The organism is Rhodococcus sp. Z6_132, assembly GCF_058133635.1.
The window spans coordinates 1,066,507-1,083,922 of record NZ_JBYUNP010000002.1 but is presented as its reverse complement, the minus strand read 5'-3'; the positions used below and the strand labels follow the sequence as shown (position 1 = coordinate 1,083,922).

General features: G+C 71.7%; 16 protein-coding genes, 2 pseudogenes and 3 riboswitches. Of the genes and pseudogenes, 4 read left to right on the top strand and 14 right to left on the bottom strand.

Features of this window, described 5'->3' with window-relative positions:
• The first annotated feature begins 12 nt into the window (after positions 1-12).
• Positions 13-669 (top strand): annotated as a pseudogene (locus AC3YO9_RS11805) (formylglycine-generating enzyme family protein).
• A gap of 22 nt (positions 670-691) precedes the next feature.
• Here AC3YO9_RS11805 and AC3YO9_RS11800 read toward each other — a convergent pair.
• Positions 692-1,267, bottom strand: coding sequence for a dihydrofolate reductase family protein (locus AC3YO9_RS11800; protein WP_489983270.1), 576 nt, complete (start codon positions 1,265-1,267; stop codon positions 692-694).
• A gap of 72 nt (positions 1,268-1,339) precedes the next feature.
• Between AC3YO9_RS11800 and AC3YO9_RS11795 the strand changes: the two genes are divergently transcribed.
• The gene (locus AC3YO9_RS11795) at positions 1,340-1,906 is read left to right on the top strand and encodes a TetR/AcrR family transcriptional regulator (protein WP_489983269.1); all 567 of its coding nucleotides are present in this window, start codon (positions 1,340-1,342) and stop codon (positions 1,904-1,906) included.
• Between the two features lie 21 nt (positions 1,907-1,927).
• Here the strand turns inward: AC3YO9_RS11795 and AC3YO9_RS11790 are convergent, their stop codons facing one another.
• Genes AC3YO9_RS11790 through AC3YO9_RS11780 form a run of 3 tightly spaced genes read right to left on the bottom strand, consistent with a single transcriptional unit; the run spans position 1,928 to position 4,979 of the window.
• The gene (locus tag AC3YO9_RS11790) at positions 1,928-3,445 is read right to left on the bottom strand and encodes a precorrin-2 C(20)-methyltransferase (protein WP_489983268.1); all 1,518 of its coding nucleotides are present in this window, start codon (positions 3,443-3,445) and stop codon (positions 1,928-1,930) included.
• Positions 3,442-4,107 (bottom strand): precorrin-8X methylmutase, encoded by a 666-nt coding sequence (locus tag AC3YO9_RS11785; RefSeq protein WP_489983267.1) that lies wholly within the window; start codon positions 4,105-4,107, stop codon positions 3,442-3,444. The genes AC3YO9_RS11790 and AC3YO9_RS11785 overlap by 4 nt, the downstream gene beginning before the upstream one ends.
• On the bottom strand, positions 4,104-4,979 hold the full coding sequence (locus AC3YO9_RS11780) for a nitrite reductase (protein WP_489983266.1): 876 nt from the start codon (positions 4,977-4,979) through the stop codon (positions 4,104-4,106). Before AC3YO9_RS11780 ends, AC3YO9_RS11785 begins: the two co-directional genes overlap by 4 nt.
• 54 nt (positions 4,980-5,033) lie before the next feature.
• A riboswitch (cobalamin riboswitch) is annotated at positions 5,034-5,232 on the bottom strand.
• 35 nt (positions 5,233-5,267) lie between these two features.
• A riboswitch (cobalamin riboswitch) is annotated at positions 5,268-5,412 on the top strand.
• Between the two features lie 92 nt (positions 5,413-5,504).
• On the opposite strand from AC3YO9_RS11780, the gene cobA reads away from it, so the two are divergent.
• The gene (gene cobA / locus AC3YO9_RS11775) at positions 5,505-6,518 is read left to right on the top strand and encodes a uroporphyrinogen-III C-methyltransferase (RefSeq protein WP_489983265.1); all 1,014 of its coding nucleotides are present in this window, start codon (positions 5,505-5,507) and stop codon (positions 6,516-6,518) included.
• A gap of 3 nt (positions 6,519-6,521) precedes the next feature.
• On the opposite strand, the gene AC3YO9_RS11770 is transcribed toward cobA, so the two are convergent.
• From AC3YO9_RS11770 to AC3YO9_RS11760, 3 genes are read right to left on the bottom strand one after another with little or no spacing between them, the layout of a single operon-like run.
• On the bottom strand, positions 6,522-7,289 hold the full coding sequence (locus AC3YO9_RS11770) for an ABC transporter ATP-binding protein (protein WP_489983264.1): 768 nt from the start codon (positions 7,287-7,289) through the stop codon (positions 6,522-6,524).
• Positions 7,286-8,314, bottom strand: coding sequence for a FecCD family ABC transporter permease (locus tag AC3YO9_RS11765; RefSeq protein ID WP_127782855.1), 1,029 nt, complete (start codon positions 8,312-8,314; stop codon positions 7,286-7,288). Before AC3YO9_RS11765 ends, AC3YO9_RS11770 begins: the two co-directional genes overlap by 4 nt.
• Positions 8,311-9,345, bottom strand: coding sequence for an ABC transporter substrate-binding protein (locus tag AC3YO9_RS11760; RefSeq protein ID WP_489983263.1), 1,035 nt, complete (start codon positions 9,343-9,345; stop codon positions 8,311-8,313). Before AC3YO9_RS11760 ends, AC3YO9_RS11765 begins: the two co-directional genes overlap by 4 nt.
• A 75-nt stretch (positions 9,346-9,420) precedes the next feature.
• Positions 9,421-9,571: riboswitch (cobalamin riboswitch) on the bottom strand.
• Positions 9,572-9,694: 123 nt separating this feature from the next.
• On the opposite strand from AC3YO9_RS11760, the gene AC3YO9_RS11755 reads away from it, so the two are divergent.
• The gene (locus AC3YO9_RS11755) at positions 9,695-10,861 is read left to right on the top strand and encodes an FUSC family protein (RefSeq protein WP_489983262.1); all 1,167 of its coding nucleotides are present in this window, start codon (positions 9,695-9,697) and stop codon (positions 10,859-10,861) included.
• A 72-nt stretch (positions 10,862-10,933) separates the two neighbouring features.
• Here AC3YO9_RS11755 and lysA read toward each other — a convergent pair.
• The 7 genes and pseudogenes from lysA to AC3YO9_RS11720 all read right to left on the bottom strand — a co-directional run bounded on the left by lysA (position 10,934) and on the right by AC3YO9_RS11720 (position 17,312).
• Positions 10,934-12,302 (bottom strand): annotated as a pseudogene (gene lysA, locus AC3YO9_RS11750) (diaminopimelate decarboxylase).
• Positions 12,253-12,603, bottom strand: a complete 351-nt coding sequence (locus AC3YO9_RS11745) for an SAV_915 family protein (RefSeq protein ID WP_489983261.1) — start codon at positions 12,601-12,603, stop codon at positions 12,253-12,255. Before AC3YO9_RS11745 ends, lysA begins: the two are co-directional and overlap by 50 nt.
• A gap of 240 nt (positions 12,604-12,843) precedes the next feature.
• A complete protein-coding gene (locus AC3YO9_RS11740) occupies positions 12,844-13,206 on the bottom strand; it encodes a hypothetical protein (RefSeq protein ID WP_489983260.1) in 363 nt (120 codons plus the stop codon).
• Positions 13,207-14,543: 1,337 nt separating this feature from the next.
• Positions 14,544-14,849: a hypothetical protein gene (locus AC3YO9_RS11735; protein WP_489983259.1), complete on the bottom strand. Its 306-nt coding sequence runs from the start codon at positions 14,847-14,849 to the stop codon at positions 14,544-14,546.
• A gap of 55 nt (positions 14,850-14,904) precedes the next feature.
• Complete coding sequence (locus AC3YO9_RS11730) at positions 14,905-15,132, bottom strand: hypothetical protein (protein WP_489983258.1); 228 nt, start codon at positions 15,130-15,132, stop codon at positions 14,905-14,907.
• Positions 15,123-15,398: an HD domain-containing protein gene (locus tag AC3YO9_RS11725; protein WP_489983257.1), complete on the bottom strand. Its 276-nt coding sequence runs from the start codon at positions 15,396-15,398 to the stop codon at positions 15,123-15,125. Before AC3YO9_RS11725 ends, AC3YO9_RS11730 begins: the two co-directional genes overlap by 10 nt.
• 573 nt (positions 15,399-15,971) lie before the next feature.
• Positions 15,972-17,312, bottom strand: a complete 1,341-nt coding sequence (locus AC3YO9_RS11720) for an NAD(P)-binding domain-containing protein (protein ID WP_489983256.1) — start codon at positions 17,310-17,312, stop codon at positions 15,972-15,974.
• Between the last annotated feature and the right edge of the window lie 104 nt (positions 17,313-17,416).

The following is a 17,416-nucleotide window of genomic DNA, read 5'->3' as shown; positions in this document are numbered from 1 at the left end:
GCGAGCGCCGACCTGATCGCCGTGCCCGCCGGGCAGCTGACCCTGTCGGACCGGCGCACCCAGTCACGCTGGCTGGTCGAGCTCGCCCCGTACCGCCTCGGGAAGTTCCCGGTCACCCAGGAGCTCTACGCGCGGGTCACCGATCAGCGCCCCAGCTCGACGTGCGGCGACGCGATGCCCGTGGAGGGGGTGTAGTGGCTGGACGCGGTGCGGTTCTGCAACCTGCTCTCCCACCGCGAGGGCCTCGACGCCACCTACCGCCTCGACGGTGAGGACGTCGAGCTGGACGCCGCCGCCGACGGCTACCGGCTACCCACCGAGGCCGAGTGGGAGCACGCGTGCCGAGCCGGGTCCACGGGCCCGCGCTACGGCGAGCTGGACCAGATCGCCTGGTACCGCGGCACCTCCGACCAGCAGCCGCACCCGGTGGGCGGCAAGCAGCCCAACGCCTGGGGGCTGCACGACATGTTGGGCAACGTGTGGGAGTGGTGCTGGGACCTCTACGACGTGCAGGTGTACGGCGGCTACCGGGTGCTGCGCGGCGGCGGCTGGTTCGACGAGCCCTGGAGCTGCCGCGCCTCGGTGCGCCGCCGCGACCACCCCACCACCCGGCTCGACGACGTGGGCTTCCGGCTCGCGCGCTCGCACACGGTCAGCAGCTCCGGCTAGGTGTTTAACCCGATTGCGCCGGTCAAGCTCCGGCGTTGGAGACGTACTCTTCGATCACCACGCCCGACGTGAACGAGCGAGTGTCGGTGAGGGTGAAGGTTCGTGGCTCGTAGGGTGCGTTGCCGAACAGGGGGATCCCAGACCCGAAGACGAGGGGATTCCGCTTCAGCACGAGGCGGTCGATCTCGGGGAGCAGGGCGCCGGCGAGCTCTCCGCCGCCGCAGAGCCAGATGTCCAAGCCGTCTCGCTGCTTCTGGGCGCGAACGGTGGCGAGCGGATCATCGGTGAGGGTGATTGCCGGGTCAAGGTTGCGTGGGTGTCGACTCGCGACGATCTGGTGCAGGTGTGGGTAGGGACTGGCGATGCCGACGTCGAGCGCGGGGGTGAGGGTCTTCCACCCCATGATCACCGTGTCGAATCGCGTCTTGGGTGGCTCGGTGCCGAGCGCGGTGTGCACGTGCGCCGGGAGCGCGTCGGCGTAGTCGCCGAACACGACCGAGGCATGGTCGCCGTCGACGAGGAAGGCGTCGAAGGCACCCGATGGGTCAGCGATGTACCCGTCGACGCTGACGGCGACGTAGTAGACGAGCTCTCGCACGGCGACTCCCATCACGACGTGTGTCGTAGTTAAAAAGTACAACAGGCGTCGTGGTTTGGCTATCGTGCTTCCATGGCCCGCAACGACCAACGACGCTCGTCACTCGCCGACGCCGGGATCCGCGTTCTCGCCGAGGAGGGCGCACGTGGCCTCACGCATCGTGCCGTCGACGCGGCAGCGGGCACGCCACGGGGCACCGCCTCCAACTACTTCCCGACCCGCGACGATCTCATCTCCGCACTGGTTGACCGGATCGGAGAGCGGCTCACTCCTGATCCCAGCACTCTCGCTGTGCTCGAACGTCGTTCGCCGGACCGGTCGCTGTTCGCCGACTATGTGCGCGACGTGGTGCGGCGGCTCAGCGCTGACCCGCACGTGTCGCTCGCACTCTTCGAGCTACGACTGGAAGCAGCGCGCCGCCCGACCGTCGCCAAAGCCCTCGGCGCGTGGCGACAGCGTGCGTTCGACGACGACGTCGCCTTCAACGCGCACGCCGGACTGCCCGGAGGGGCAACAGATCTCGCGTTGTTCCACTACGCCATCGATGGCCTCATGCTTGACCACCTCACCGTGCCGCTCGCCACCGGCCTGTCAGTGGACACCGTCGTGAACGAGCTCGTCGACCGCATCCTCGGGTGACCCCGGCTCGCAGGGGCATCCTCAGTCCACGTAGCGCGGCGTCCAGACCGCCCCGCCGGCGCTCACTCGCGTGCGGGTGGCGCCCACGATGAGCAGGCACTTCATGTCGATGCTCGCCGGGTCCAGCTGCCCCAGCGTGGTCACCACCAGCGACTCCTCGGCGCGCCCGACGTCGCGGCCGACCACCACCACGGTGTCCGGGCTGCGGTGCTGCAGCAGCAGCTCCTGCATGTCGGCCACCTGGTGGGTGCGGGAGCGTGACGCGGGGTTGTAGACGGCGAGCACCAGGTCAGCCTCGGCGATCGCCTGCAGGCGCTGCTGCACCACTGGCCACGGCTTGAGCCGGTCGGACAGGCTCACCACCGCGAAGTCGGCCCCCACCGGCGCCCCGGCCCGGGCGGCCACCGCCTGCACGGCGCTCACCCCTGGCACCACCCGGACGGGCACCGCGGCGTACACCGGATCGTCGGCGGCCTCGTAGACCGCCGCGGCCATCCCGAACACCCCGGCGTCCCCGCCGGAGACCACCGCCACCCGCTCACCGGCCCGGGCCAGGTCCAGCGCGAACCGGGCACGGTCCACCTCCACGGTGTTGCCCGAGGCGTGCCGCTGCAGCCCGGCCCGCTGCGGCACCCGGTGGACGTAGGGCGCGTAGCCGACCACGTGGTCCACCTCGGCCAGCACCGCCGCCGCCTCCGGGGTGAGCCAGCGCTCCGGTCCGGGCCCGAGCCCCACCACCACGACCTCGGCGGCCACCGCAGTGTCCGGTGTGGACGGTGTTGCGGTTGCGCGCCGTCCGTGCGGATCGGCCTGCAGCGTGTCACCAGGGACCACGATCATGGAGAAGTACGGGACGCTCGCGGGGTCGACGTCGGCCACCGGCAGCCAGCGCTGGCTGGGCATGGACGCCCGCTCCACGTACAGCGCGTGCTCCAGCCGCCCCGCCTGCTCCAGGGCCCGGCGCACCGCCGGGAACGTGCGGCCCAGCTTCATGATCACCGCGGCGTCGGTGTCGGCCAGGCGTCGCGCCAGCTCCGCCTCGGGCAGGGTGCCGGGCAGCACGGTGAGCACGTCGGTCTGGCGCACCAGGGGAGCGGCCACCAGCGCCGTGGCGGCGGCGAAGGCGGGCACCCCGGCCACCACCTCGGTGGGAAAGCGCCCGGCCAGGCGGTCGTGCATGTACATGAAGGAGCCGTAGAAGAACGGGTCGCCCTCGGCCAGCAGCACCACGTCGCGGCCGGCCTCCAGGTGCGCGGCCAGCCGTGCGGCGGACTCGGCGTAGAACTCCGCCATCGCCCCGGCGTACCCGCCCGGGTGGGCGGTGGCGCCGGTGGTCACCGGGTAGCGCAGCTCCTCCTCCACCACCCCGGGGGCGATGAGGTCGGCGGCGATGCGCCGGGCGTTGGACTGCTTGCCCACCCCGGCGTGGAAGGCCACCACGTCGGCGTCACGGATGAGCCGGGCCGCCTTGAGGGTGATCAGCTCGGGGTCCCCGGGCCCGACGCCGACGCCGGCGAACCGGCCGAGGCCCGCGCTCACTCCGCCTCCTGGGCCAGGGCGTTGACGGCGGCCGAGGCCATCGCCGATCCGCCGCGGCGCCCGCGGACGGTCACGTAGGGGACGTCGATGCCGTGGTCGTCGGCGAAGCGAGCCAGCGCGTCCTTGGACTCCGCGGCGCCGATGAACCCCACCGGGCAGCCGATGATCACGGCCGGGCGCGGTCCGCCGTCGACGAGCAGCTCCAGCAGGTGGAACAGCGCGGTGGGGGCGTTGCCGATGGCGACCACCGCGCCCTCCAGCAGCGGTTCCCACAGCGACACCGCCGCGGCAGTGCGGGTGGTGGCCCACTGTTGGGCGAGGTCGGGCACCCGGGGGTCTTGCAGCAGGCAGTGCACCGGGTTGCCGGCCGGCAGCCGACCGGCGGTGATGCCCATGGCCACCATCCGCGCGTCGCACAGGATGGGGGCGCCCCCGGCGAGCGCGGCGCGGGCGGTGGCCACGGCGTCCGGGTGGATCACCAGGTCGTCGGTCAGGTCCACCTGGCCGCAGGCGTGGATCATCCGCACTGCCAGCTTCTCCGCTGCGGCAGGTACCTGGGTCAGGTCCGCCTCGCGGCGGATGGTGGCGAAGGAGTCGACGTAGATCGCCGGGCCGTCGTGGACGTAGGAGTAGCGCCCGGTGGGGCGGCGGAGCTCGATCATCGGGTCACCCCCGCGACGAGCACGCCGCGCCACGGCGTGACCACCAGGTCGCCGTCGCCGGCCAGCTGCACCAGCTCGGACACCAGCTCCGGGGAGAGAACGCCGTCGGGGGCGGGCACGTGCACGCCCCCGGGCACGGGGCCGTAGCCCAGCGGTCCAGCGGTGACGTCCACCTGGGGGTGCGGCAGCGTGGTGGCGGTCAACGGCTGTGGCAGCTCGTCCACGTGCCACGGGGCGTCGGCGCCGTGCCCGCGCACCCGGAGGAACTCGTGCGCCAGCACCACCAGGTGCTGCGGGGCGTCGGCGAGGGCGACGATTGCACCCCACCGGTGGCTGCCCACCCGCAGCTGGGCGGTACTGGCATGCAGGGCCACGAGGCCCAGGTCGGTGGGCCGGGCAGCGAGGTCACCGCGGCCGTCGTCCAGCACGAACAGGAACCGCCCGGGCAGCTCGGCCAGGTCGGGGTCCAGGCAGATCAGCTGGTCCAGCCGGGCGGCCACGGCCCGCAGGTCGGCGCGCCCACCGGCCAGGCCGGTCTGCGGCGAGACCATCAGGTTGCGCACCCGGTCGTGCGCGCGGGAGGGCAGCAGCCCGGTGCGTTCCACCGCGGCCACCACCGGCGCCGGCAGGCGCCCGTCGGCCAGCGGCAGGCCGCGCAGCTGCAGGTTCGCCCGCCCGGTCAGGTGCAGGTCACCGTCGCCGTGGGTCTGCGCCACGGCCGAGGCGGCCTGCAGCTGGGCGGGGGAGAGGCGGCCGCCCACCAGGCGCAGCCGCACCAGGGCTCCGTCGGCGGCCGGCCACGGGCGAGTGACGCCCGGGCAGCGGTCGGCCCGGGTGCGCGAGAGCTGGGTACGGGAAGGCACAGGGGTCACACGAGTCCTCAGAGGTCTGGGGCCCTTGCGCGAAGCCCGCCGATGACCTCGCGGTGGTCACCGCAAGGGCCAGCAGGTCTTCGGACTCGGGATCACTCGGTGCGGAACACCTTCCCGGACCTTGTGGTCCAGTGGTCGTCCCGAAGGACACGTTCCGCCCGTCACCCTCACCGCTGCGCGTCAGTCCCGGATTCTCACCGGGTTCCCTGACTCCAACTGCTCATGGAGCTTGACTGGCCCCGGGAGGCTACCAACACCCCTGCCGGGCGCCCGGCCACCGGGGGCTTATGGTTTCCGCAGGCTCGAGGTGCCCCACGGCGAAGCTGCCACGGGGAGAATCGGGAAGCCGGTGAGAATCCGGCACAGGGCCCGCTGCGGTGACCCAGGCTCTTACCTGGGAAGTCCGAAGACCGGCCTCGCGCCTCGCCCGGCCGTACTTCCGCGGTCGTGGATCCGTCATGGCAGATCGAGCGGGAGCCCTACATGCCAGCGCAGCGCCCTGTCGTTGTCCCACGCCCAAATCAATTGTCGTACAGCGGTTTCTACCTCGACGTGGCCGGCCGCACCGTGCTGGTCGCCGGGGGTGACGAGCACGCCGCCCGCGACGTGGCGGCGCTGCTGGCCGCTGGTGCCGACGTGACCGTGCGCGCCGCCGAGGTGTGCGCCGCGGTGCAGGACCTCGCCGCCCGCGGGCTGATCAGCTGGCAGCCGGCGGCACCGGAGAACCCGCCGGACTACGACGTGGTGCTGCGGCCCCGACCCCGGAGCCAGCGCCGCGACACGCGTGAGGCAGGCCGGGGCAGCGTGGTGCTGGTGGGCGGCGGGCCCGGCGACGAGTCGCTGCTGACCGTGGCCGGCCGCGACGCCGTGGCTCAGGCCGACGTGGTGGTGATGGACCGGTTGGCCCCGTGGGGTGCACTGGCCTGGGCCCGCCCGGACGCGGAGATCATCGACGTCGCCAAGATCCCCTTCGGCCGCTCCACCTCCCAGGAGGCGATCAACACGCTGCTCGTGGAGCACGCCACCGCCGGGCGACGGGTGGTGCGGCTCAAGGGCGGCGACTCGTTCGTGTTCGGCCGCGGCATGGAGGAGGTGCAGGCCTGCGCGGCCGCCGGAGTGCCCACCCGGGTGATCCCCGGCGTCACCGCCAGCATCTCCGCACCGGCGCTGGCCGGCATCCCCGTCACCCACCGCGGCCTGTCCCAGGGCTTCACGGTGATCTCCGGGCACGTGCCGCCGGGGCACCCGCAGTCCACCCTGGACTACGCCGCCCTGGCCCGCAGCGGCACCACGCTGGTGGTGCTGATGGGGGTGCACACGCTGCCCGCCATCGTCGCCGCCCTGCTGGCCGCCGGCATGGACCCGGCCACCCCGGCCGCGGTGGTCGCCGACGGCTCCCGCCCGAGCCAGCAGGTGGTGGTGAGCACTCTCGCCGAGCTGCCCGGCGCGGTGGTCCGAGCGGGGGTGCAGGCCCCGGCGGTGGCGGTGATCGGCGACGTGGTGTCCACCCGTGCGGTGTCACCCGCCCCACCGGGCTGAGCCTCACCCCCCGAGGTAGCGGACGTAGGTGCCCAGCTCGTCGCTGAGCACCCGCGCCGCCACCCCGTACACGGTGGCGATGAGGTCGGCGGTGAGCACGGTGGCGGGCGGCCCGGCGGCCACCGCGCGGCCCTGGTCCAGCACCAGCACCTGGTCGCAGTAGGTGGCGGCCAGGTTCAGGTCGTGCAGCGCCACCACCGTGGTCACCGTGGTGGTGCGCACCAGCGCGAGCAGATCCAGCTGGTGGCGGACGTCGAGGTGGTTGGTGGGCTCGTCCAGCAGCAGCACCTCCGGCTGCTGAGCCAGGGCGCGGGCGATCTGCACCCGTTGGCGCTCCCCGCCGGAGAGGGTGGCGTAGCGCTGGTCGAGCCGGTCGGCCACCCCGGTGAGCTCGGCGGCCCGTGCCACCGCGGCGGCGTCCTCCCGGGACGGCGCCGCCCACGCCGGGCGGTGCGGCACCCGGCCCAGGCTGAGCACCTCGCGCACCAGCAGGTCCTGGTCGCTGCTCACCTCCTGCTCCACCACCGCCACCTGCCGCGCCAGCCGGCGGCGGGGCAGCCGCGCGGCGTCGGTGCCGGCCACCTGCACCGTGCCCTGGGTGGGGCGGCGCAGCCCGGCCAGCATGCGCAGCAGGGTGGACTTGCCCGAGCCGTTGGGGCCGAGCAGCCCCACCGTGGCGCCCACGGCCGGGGCCAGGCTCACCCCGTCGACGATGAGCCGGCCGCGGGTCTCCCAGCTGACCTCGCGGGCCACCAGGGGCGCGCCGCTCATCGCCGAGACCGGTTGCGCAGCATGATCACCACGAAGGCGGGGACACCGACCAGCGCGGTGGCCACCCCCACCGGCAGCTCCTGCGGGTCGAGCACCGTGCGCGCGGCGGTGTCCACCCACACCAGGAAGATCGCCCCCATCAGCGCCGCCGCCGGCAGCAGGGCCCGGTGCCCGACGCCCACCACCGCCCGGGCCAGGTGCGGCAGCACCAACCCGACGAAGCCGATGGCGCCGGAGGTGCTGACGATCACTGCCGTCATCAGGGCGGTGACCACCAGCAGCACCGTCCGGGTGCGGGCCACGTGCACGCCCAGCGACGCCGCGGCGTCGGTGCCGAAGGTGAACGCGTCCAGCGAGGTCGCCGCGGCCAGGCACACCGCCAGGCCGACGAGCACCACGGCGGCGCAGAGCACCACGTCGGCCCAGCTGGCGCTGGCCAGCGAGCCCAGCAGCCAGAACAGCACGCCGCGGGTCTGCTCGGCGTCGGCGGCGGTGAACACGATGAACGAGGTGAGCGCGGAGAACAGCTGCGTGGCGGCGATGCCGGCCAGCACCACCCGGTCGGTGGTGCCGCCGGCGGCCGCGGCGAGCACCAGCACCAGCCCGAACGCCAGCAGCGCACCCAGGAAGGCGCCGGTGGTCAGCCCCACCGCGCCCGCGCCGGCGCCGAGCACCACCACCGACACCGCGCCGGTGGAGGCGCCGGAGGACACCCCCAGCACGAACGGGTCGGCCAGCGGGTTGCGCAGCAACGACTGCAGGATCACCCCGCACACCGCCAGGCCGGCCCCGCACACCGCGGCCAGCACGGTGCGCGGCAGGCGCAGGTCCCAGACGATGCCCTGCTGGATGCGGCTGAGGTCAGAGGTGGCCAGGCCGGCGTGGTCGGCCACCACGCCGAGGACGTCGGCGGGGCTGAGGTCGGACGGCCCGATGGTGATGGCGACGGCGATGGAGACCACCAGCACCACCGGGCCCGCGACCCACACCCCGTGCGCCCAGCGAGTGGCCGCACGGGTGCTCACTGGTGCGGCGAGAGCTCGCGCAGACCCCGGACGACGTTCTCCACGCCGTCGACGGTGCGCAGGGACGGGTTGAGCTCGGCCCCGGTCACCTGGATGTAGCGGCGGTGGCGCACCGCGGTCATCTCCCGGGTCACCGGGTGCGACTCGAGGAAGGCGATCTTGGCGGCAGCGGTCTCGGCGGTCTGGCTCTTGCGGGTGAGGTCGCCGAGCACCAGCACGTCGGGGTCGCGGTCGGCCACGGTCTCCCAGTTGATCTGCGGCCACTCGGCGGTGGTGTCGGCAAAGACGTTGGTCAGGCCCAGGGTCCGGCTGATGATGCCCGGGCCGCCGCAGCACCCGGCCAGGTAGGGCGACTCCTGGTTGGCGAACCAGAACAGCGCGGAGGTGCCCGCGGTGTCCAGGCTGGCCGCTGCGGTGCTCATCCGGTCGCGCAGCTGGGTGACCAGCGCGGCGCCGCGGTCGCGGACGTCGAAGACCGCGGCGAGGTCGGTGATCTCCTGGTAGACGGTCTCCATCTGCAGCGGGGAGCTGCGCACGCCGTCGTCGTCGCCCTGGTTGTTCTTGAGGCACTCGGCGGGGGACAGGTAGGAGGGGACGCCGAGCTTGTCCAGGGCCTCCGGCGTGGTGACGCCGCCCTCGCCCAGGGTGCTGGCGAAGGAGGCGGAGACGAAGTCGGGCTCGGCCTGCAGCAGCCGCTCGCGGGACGGAGCCTGGTCGGCCAGGCGCGGGACCGTGGCGTTGTCGGCGGCGAGGTTCTCCCGCACGGGGTCGGTCCAGGTGGCGGTGCCCACCATCCGGTCGGCCAGGCCGAGCGAGAGCAGGATCTCGGTGGAGCCCTGGTTGAGCGAGACGGCCCGCTGGGGCGCCTCGGCGATGACGACCGACCGGCCGCAGTTCTCGATGGTGACGGGGTAGGCCGAGCCCGCGGAGGCGGTGGCGATCGTCTCGGCGGAGCTGGAGCACCCGGCGAACGCGGTCGCCGCGGTGAGCGCGGCGACGAGGGCGACCAGGGGCGACAGACGTGTGGACATGGGCATCCTTCAGCAGGTCTGGGCTCGTGCGCGAAGCCCGTCTACGACCAGGCGGCGGTCACCGCGAGGGCCAGCAGGTCTTCGGACTCGGGGTCGTCCGGGCCGGAGCGCCTTCCCAGACCCGGAGGTCCAGTGGCTTGTGTGCTCGGCCCGTCACCCACACCGCTGCGCGTCAGTCCCGGATTCACACCGGGTTCCCTGTCCCGCTCGTGCGCACTGCACGAGCGGGGGTGGCTGGCGAGGAGGACCGTAGCAGGCTCCGGATCCGGCGTGGGCTACCACGGACGGCTGTCGGCACCACGGTGCACCCACGAGGCACGGCTGCTGCCCACCGGGGACCATGGACCGGGTGGGATTCACCGATCACGCCCGGGTCGCCACGGCTGCAGCACGCAGCTCGTTGCCCTCGCCCATCACCTTCTTCCAGGCAGCCGTCCGGTCGCGAGGTCCGCAGCGTCAGGTCTTCCTCGACGCGGGGAAGGCCGCACTGGCCGCGGCGCTCGCGTGGCTGCTCGCCGACCAGGTGCTCGGCTCGGGGCTGCCCTGGCTGGCGCCCTACACCGCGGTGTTCATCATCGGGACCACGGTGCACCAGTCGATGCGCTCTGCCGCGAGACAGGTCACGGTGGTGATCCTGGGGGTGCTGCTCGCGGCCGGCGTCGGCCTGGCCATCCCGTCCACGGTGGTCGCTCTCCCGGTGGCGGTGGTCCTGGGCCTGCTGATCGGCCACTGGCGGCCGCTGCACCCGGACGGCAGCTGGGTGGCACTGATCGCCCTGCTGCTGCTCACCTACGGAACCGCGACCGAGCAGTCCGACCTGCTGTCGCGGGTGGGCGCCGTCGCCCTCGGTGCCGTGGTGGGGGTGGCCGTCAACGCGGTGATCCTGCCGCCGATCCGGCTGGACGCTGCCCTGTCCGCCATGGCGGCCCGCGCGGACGACATCGCCGGCCTGCTGGTGGAGACCGCGGAGGGAACCGAGGACGGGGTGGACGCCGAGCGCACGACCAGCTGGCACCACCGCGTCTGGCAGCTCGAGCACACCACCAGTGCGGAGGACGCCCTGGCCGACGGGCGGGACAGCCTGCGCAAGAACCCCCGGCGGCGCAGCGCGCGCACCGGGGGGAGCGCAGCCCCGTACCAGGCAACCGCCACCGCCCTGGACGACCTGGTGCCCCCGCTCAGTCCCATCGTGACCGCCGTGGCGCAGCAGCAGGAGCAGCTCGGCGAGGGCCAGGCCGTGAGCGCGCTGCGCCACCACCTCGCCGAGCTGCTGGGCGCGCTCGCGGAGGCGGTGCACCTGCTCGGCCAGTACCCGGCGAGCCCCGGCGACGGTGCGAACCCCGGGGACGGACAGCACGTGCTGCAGCGAGCCACCGACCTGCACCGACAGGCCCGGCGCATGTCGGACGCGCTGCCCGGGCCCAGCGACGTCGCCGCGGTCGGCGCCCTGCTGGCGGCCGTCCAGCGCACCCTGACGACGGTGGCCACCGCGCACCGCGCCACCCAGGACGCCTGACCGGGACTGGCCGGCAGTGCCATGGCGAGTCGATTGACAAACGATAGGTCTGTACCTCGCCCGCGGACGCGGTCAGTCGGCCACGTCGCGGTCGATGAGGTCGGCCACCGTCTCCCGCCGCACCAGCAGCCGGGCGGCGCCGTCGTGCACGGCGACCACCGGCGGGCGGCCCACCATGTTGTACGTGGAGGCCATGGACAGGTGGTAGGCGCCGGCCACCGGCACCGCCAGCAGGTCACCCGCCCGCACGTCGGCGGGCAGCGGCACGTCCGCGGCGATCACGTCACCGGCCTCGCAGTGCCGGCCCACCACGGTGACGGAGCGCAGGGGTGCGGCCGGGCGCTCGCGCTGGCCGACCAGCCGCGGGGTGTAGCGCTGTCCGTACAGGGCGGGGCGCGGGTTGTCGCTCATCCCGCCGTCCACCGCGACCCAGGTGTGCTGCGGGGTCCGCTTGACCGACACCACCCGGTACAGGGCGATGCCGGCGGGGCCGACCACGGCGCGGCCGGGCTCGATGGTCAGCTGCGGCACGGGAAGCTGGTGCACCGCGCAGCGCGCCTGCAGGGCCTCGGTGACCTGGACGCCGAGCTCGGCGACGTCCAGCGCCGGGTCCCCGGGGCGGTAGGCCACCCCGTGCCCGCCGCCCAGGTCGAGCTCGGGCAGCACCAGGCCGAACCGGTCGCGCACCATCGCGGTCAGGGAGACCATCCGGGTGACCGCGGCGAGGAACGGGGCGATCTCGGTGATCTGGGAGCCCAGGTGGCAGTGCAGGCCCACCAGCTCCAGCTGCGGCTGGGCCAGGATGCGGGAGACGGCCGCGGACAGCACCCCGTCGGCCGGCGCCAGGCCGAAGTGCTGGTCGTCGGTGCCGGTGCGAATGGCGTGGTGGGCGCCGGCGGAGATGCCCGGCACCACCCGGATGAGCACCCGCTGCTTGTGGCCGTCGGGCACCTGGGTGGCCAGCCGTCGGACCTCCGAGAGACTGTCGATGACGATGCGACCCACCCCCAGGTCGAGGGCGGTGTGCAGGTCGGCGGGGGTCTTGGCGCTGCCGTGCACCAGCACGTCCCGCGCGGGCACGCCGGCGGCCACGGCAAGGTGTTGCTCCCCGGCAGAGCAGGCGTCGATGCCGAGGCCCTCCTCGTGCACCCAGCGGGCCATCGTCCGGCTCAGGAACGCCTTGGCGGCGTACTGCACGTGGGCGTCGGGAAAGGCCTGCCGGTAGGTCCGGCAGCGCGAGCGCACCTCGGCCTCGTCGAGGACGTAGGTGGGGGTGCCGAAGTCTCGGGCGATCTCGGCGAGGGCGACACCGCCGACGGCGACGTCCCCGCCGGGCAGTTGCCGGGCGCTGGCCGGCCACACCGAGAGGTCCGTGTCGTGGTCGAGGGTGGTCATGCCGGCTGTCCCTCGGCGGGAGCGCGGTGGGTGATGACGGCTGCAGTGGTCGGCGCGGCGGCGGGCGTGTGGGTGGTGGGGGCGGCGGCGCGCGCCGCGAGGGTGGGATCGATCACCAGCTGGGCCACTCCGAGCGGGCCCACCATGGCGCGCAGCGCGGGCTCGGCCAGCCGGATCCACTGCTGGGTGTCGCCGAGGACGTCAGTGAGCTGGTTCGCGGTGGTGAACCCCACGGCCGTGGGTGCGCCCATGGGGGTGCGGAACAGCCGGATCACCGGGCCGAGGTTTCCGTTGTGGACGGGGACGAAGAGCACCACGCGCGGGGTCGGATGACCAGAGCCAGTCACGGCATTCCTCCTGCAGAGGGACCCCGAGCCGGTCGGCGTCGGGCTCCCTCATCGGACCACCGTGGGAGCGGGGGAGGAGCCTGTGCAGACGCGATCTTGACGCGGTGCAGGCCGTTGTTGACGAACTCTTGATGCTGGCCGGGACTGGGTGACAGGGCTTACCGGTGCGTCGTCGCAGCAGTACCGCGCTTCGTGGCCTGTCCATAGCCGGCGCCGCGATGACCGCATTCGACCAAGACCTCAGGAAGCGGCGTCCGGACAGCCTTCCGCCTGCAGGAGGTAGGGCGGAAGTGTCGTCACGATTGGATCTCCACCGACGAGGGGGACTCCAACATAATGGGTCCAGCACATCAAATCTCCACCACCCTGGGGGTCGCGCGCCGCGTAGTTGGCTTCTGTGCCCCAAACGTGGCAGAACGCCGCTTTCTGCTCATCCAGGTAGTGCGTCACGCAGTCTCTTGCGATATCAAGGAGGGCGCCGCTCTCGGTGATTCCCGCAACGACATGTACGTTCGCCTGGCCGCCCTTGTGCTTTTTGTTCACCTCCACCGCTCGCACCATTGCTTTGCTGAACTTTGCCGCCTGTGGCTTGGCGGGCTCCATCGACGTGGTTGTCTCGGCAGTCGGAGCGGATGATTCAGGCGAGGTTTCCGCGGGCGGAACAGTCGATGCGGGTTGACTTGAGGTGGGAGATAGGTCCGTCCCGCTTGATGCGTCTGGTGCATCGCTCCCGCAACCGGACATCGACAGCACTGCCACCATCGCAATAGCGGCGATCGCGGGACGGCGCAGTCGGTCAGCAGAACGATACACAGGGCCTCCTCGAAAGGCCACGCGCCATGCCCGGCCAGCGAGAGGCTATCATTTCGATCAGTGCCGAGACGCAGCGCGCAACGGACCTAGGAAATAGGGGAGAGCTTGATCAGGGCGCATACCGTCTCCCGGCGCCTGAGACGTACAGCTGACTGGCGCGAAAGACCACGGAGGCACATGCCGGCGGGTGCAGCCATGAGTTACGCGCATCGTGGTGCCTTTCCGCGCTCAGCGGACTTGACCAGCAGGCTGAGGTTCCCAAGGGCGAGGCGTTCGCCCCGAAGCGTCTCGGCGGGAACTAGGGTCCGCACCTGCCATTTGAACGGCCGCACTGAGTGAGTCACAACGCATTCGATAGTCTCAAGACATGCCACTGATGCGCTCCGTAGACTACCGCCAGCGACCACACAGGCGTGCGACAGTCGCGCTAACTGGGGCCGCGATCATCAGCGTGGTGCTCACCTCTTGCGGAGCCACAGAGGGAGATGCGGCCGAAGGTGCGGCGCTGACCAGCGTGACGCAACCACCCACGGCAACAACGCAATCCACTGATCTCCCGACAACGCACGCTACTCCGGCCAGCCCTGTGCCAACAACGACGACGCCAACTCCGAGTTCCGCTTTCACCACGGAATCACGCCCGCCAGGGCCTGTCCACGACGCCTGCAATCTGCTTGATCCAGCCGTGCTTAAGCGTAATGGCTACTCCGCATCGGTGAGGGCAACCTCTTATCGGGACAGCGGACAGTACGCATGCGGAAACTCCGAGGGAGATGTAGTGCTTCAGGTCGACCTCCATGACAGTCCCCAGGAGGCACGGTCGACTGCGGATTACAACACCAGGCCTGACTCATACTTCATGAATAACGGCGGGACGCGGGTGCCCTTCGGTGAGGCTCGAGGGGGAGCAAAACTCATAGGTACTGCCATCGGCATGTCGCGCACGTCATTCTCGGTTGGACCATATTCGGTCATGCTAGAGGTGCAATTTCAAGCGCCGATTCCGGGTTACGCGCCATCTATGCCGATCCCACAACTGAGCGCGATGCTAGATCAGATCGTGAGCCATGCAGAGCGCGCGATGAAGAGCGGCTGGTGACTGGCAAGTCACTCTCGGCAGGTCTGACCTAATCCATGCTGGAGTAGCTGAAGAAGCCGGGTTCAATTCCTAAGGACTTGAGCCAGGTCTGTTCCCCAGTGCGACAGATTTGCTCGCCGTTGGCCTGCAGCAACGGGAGCACGTCGTCACCTTTAGCACCGCCGAGCGCTGCGACCACCCGGCTGATCTCGTCTGGCTGCACGGTGAGCCAGTACTCGTACTCCGATGAGCCCTTTACTCCGGGCGGACCCAGGTCCTGGCCGGCGATCTGGAGCACGCCGTCGTCGAGGATCTCGGCCCAGACGTACAGCCCGTTGCTGTCTCTGAGGGTCACGCGTTCACTCATTGCCTCTCCCGGGTTGTCACAGTTCAGCTCGGAAAGTTGCTTGTCAGCGATGCAGCTGGTCGATGGTCGCCCGTGGGACGTTCAGCTGCGCCAAGGCGTGGGTGTACTTGAGGTCCAGGCGCTCACGGGTGGCGTCGTCGAGCTGGGCCACCCGCACAGGGTCGAGGTTGGTGGCGAGGTCGGCTGTCTTGACCAGCAGGGCGACCGGCTTGGTGGTGATGGTCGCGTAGTAGTCGTCCGGCGGCACCTCCTTGGTACGGGTCAGCGCCACCACAGCATCGACGGCCCGCGGCGACAACCCCCGCGACAGGAGGTCTCCGCGGTGACCGGAGTGTCTTCGATGACGTCGTGCAACCATGCGGCGCCCACGGCGTCCTGCTGGGTGTCGGGGTCAGCAGCCTGGTAGGCGGGCAACCGTTGCACCAGGCCGACAACACTCGCAGGATGCTGGATGTAGGGTGCGCCGATCTTGTCGGTCTGTCCCGCGTGTGCCCGCTCGGCGATCTCGCGGGCAACGGCGATGACGTTGTCGCTCATGGTGGTCCTGACGAGCTCGGGGGAGGGGTTGCTCATCTTGTCGTGCTCGAGGCCTGGCTGCGGCGTTTCCCGCAGAAGGGCTGTGCACCGTGCTCGAAAGCTCACCGAGATAGGTACGGTCGCGACGTGGCGGTCGAGGTTGCCCCGTACTCGCCCGCGTGGCCGCTGCAGTTCCACCGCATCACCGGACGCCTCCGTGCCGCCATCGAGCCGGAGCTCGTCCCGGGGAGTCCGCTACCTCTTCTTGATGGTCGTCGTTGCCCATCCAACGGACACCAGGACCAAGACGACTCCCAGAATGAGGCCGACGCTGTCGTCTCGCGCGGCTGCGCTACCGGCCATGGCGACGCCGACCACGCCCACCAAGAAGATGCACACCAGGGCCCACAAGGTGCGCATCTCAGCACACCACGTCGTCGCGGGCCGTGCCCACTACCGTGACCGTGCGAGCATGGGCGTGGGTCATGTGGGTCGGCCCCCTTTGTGTCCGCCCCGGCCCGCAACCGCGTGGCTGCGCCCCAACCTGAGCGCGCCGAGCGTGGCACACATTCCCTTGTGCCTCAAGGGCAGTGGCTACCGGCCGGGGCCAGGAGCGGAGAGGGTGAGCAGCTCGGGTGCAGACGTGCCGCAGCAGCCACCGGTGGAGGCGTCGGCGTCGGGCTCGTCGAACACCCCAGCACCACCGCAGACCCCAGTGTCGGGCAGCGTCAGCTCGACCCGGGCCGCGGCCTCGTGGTCGCCGGCGATCGCGGCGGCGATGCTGCGCACCTGCTCGTACCCGGTCATCGCCAGGAACGTCGGTGCGCGGCCGTAGGACTTCATCCCCACCAGGTAGAAGCCAGGCTCGGGGTGGCTCAGCTCCTTGGCGCCGTGCGGGTACACGGTGCCGCAGGAGTGCTCGTTCGGGTCGATCAGCGGAGCCAGGTCGACCGGCGCCTGCAGCACCGGGTCGAGCCCCAGGCGGATCTCCGACAGCCAGGACAGCTCGGGGCGGAACCCGGTCAGCACCACGACGCGGTCGACGTCGTCGATCCGCTGACCAGCGTCGGAGAGCAGGGCCACCCGGTTCTCGCCCGTGCGCTCCACCGCGGTGGTGCGAAAGCCGGTGACGACGTGCAGGAGCCCGTCGTCGACGGCCTTCTTCGCCTTGATTCCCAGTGCTCCACGGGCGGGCAGCTGGTCGGCCTGGCCGCCGCCGAACGTCGCGGCGACGTCGCCGCGACGCAGGACCCAGGTGATGCGGGTGCCGGGCGCCTCGTGCTCGAGCTCGGCGAGGGCGATGATCGCGGTCAGGGCGGAGTGTCCGCTGCCGGCGATCACGGTGTGCTTGCCGGCGTGCTGGGCACGCACGGTCGGATCGTCGAGGTTGGGCACGCGGTAGGTGATCGCGTCGGCGGCGGCCTTCTCGCCGAGTGCGGGCAGCCCCTCTCCGCCCAGCGGGTTCGGGGTGCCCCAGGTGCCGGAGGCGTCGATCACCGCCTGCGCGAACATCCGCTCCTCGGTGCCGTCGGCCCGGCGGAGATGGACGGAGAGTGGCTCGGTGTCGCGGCCGGCGTCGACCACCCGGTCGCGTCCGCGGCGGGCAACGCCGATGACCTCGGTGTCGAGCCGCACGGCGTCGCCGAGCGCAGCGGCGAGGGGCTCGAGGTACTCGCGGGCCCACTGCAGGCCGGTGGGGTAGGCATCGTCGTCGGGAGCGTCCCACCCGGCCTGGTCGAGCAGTCGCCGCGCGGCGGGGTCGATGACCTCCGACCAGCGGGAGAACAGTCGGACGTGGTTCCACTCGGCCACAGCCGCGCCCGCTGCGGAACCGCGCTCGAGCACCAGGGGGGTGAGTCCGCGCTCGCGCAGCTCGGCTGCTGCGGCGAGCCCGACCGGACCGGCTCCCACCACAACCACCGGCAAGTCACTCATGGCTAGGCCCTTCATAGATAGATCTCGATCCACCCCTGCGAGAGTATCGATGTGAGTCGATGGATGCAACCATCGCCGTAGATCGATAGAGTTTGGGAATGGCC

Coding starts and splice junctions, on each gene's coding strand:
- AC3YO9_RS11795 (WP_489983269.1), top strand. CDS start 1,340: ATGGCCCGCAACGACCAACGACGCTCGTCACTCGCCGACGCCGGGATC.
- AC3YO9_RS11740 (WP_489983260.1), bottom strand. CDS start 13,206: ATGGAGCCCGCCAAGCCACAGGCGGCAAAGTTCAGCAAAGCAATGGTG.
- AC3YO9_RS11760 (WP_489983263.1), bottom strand. CDS start 9,345: ATGTCCACACGTCTGTCGCCCCTGGTCGCCCTCGTCGCCGCGCTCACC.
- AC3YO9_RS11725 (WP_489983257.1), bottom strand. CDS start 15,398: ATGAGCGACAACGTCATCGCCGTTGCCCGCGAGATCGCCGAGCGGGCA.
- AC3YO9_RS11785 (WP_489983267.1), bottom strand. CDS start 4,107: ATGATCGAGCTCCGCCGCCCCACCGGGCGCTACTCCTACGTCCACGAC.
- AC3YO9_RS11720 (WP_489983256.1), bottom strand. CDS start 17,312: ATGAGTGACTTGCCGGTGGTTGTGGTGGGAGCCGGTCCGGTCGGGCTC.
- AC3YO9_RS11770 (WP_489983264.1), bottom strand. CDS start 7,289: ATGAGCGGCGCGCCCCTGGTGGCCCGCGAGGTCAGCTGGGAGACCCGC.